1 pseudogene is annotated in these 302 nt (G+C 49.7%); it reads left to right on the top strand.

What is annotated here, in order from left to right:
- Positions 1-302, top strand: a pseudogene (locus ACP45E_RS01270) (dihydrodipicolinate synthase); the annotation flags it as partial.

Raw genomic sequence — 302 nt, 5'->3', positions numbered from 1 at the left:
AGCCTGTACCAGACAATGTCAGCCACGTAGACGTCGGCAGAACAGTGACCAAAGAAACCGTTGAACGAGCGATAGAGATCGGGCTCGATTACGTCATGCTCACCGGAAACCCTGGTAATGCCGTCACACAAGAAACCATACTAGATGCCATTACATTAGTTCGTAATGTCTCTAAAGAGATCATTATTGTTGCAGGTAAAATGCACGCCGGTGGGGTGGGTAACGATTATAACCTCGGTATCATTCCTGCCTTTGCAGAAGCAGGGGCCGACGTGATGATGTTCCCCGCTCCATTCACGACG

Source organism: Vibrio genomosp. F10 str. 9ZD137, from assembly GCF_049974785.1.
Lineage (GTDB): Bacteria > Pseudomonadota > Gammaproteobacteria > Enterobacterales > Vibrionaceae > Vibrio.
Note: the sequence above shows the minus strand (reverse complement) of the source record. Positions and strands in the feature narration are given on the sequence as shown.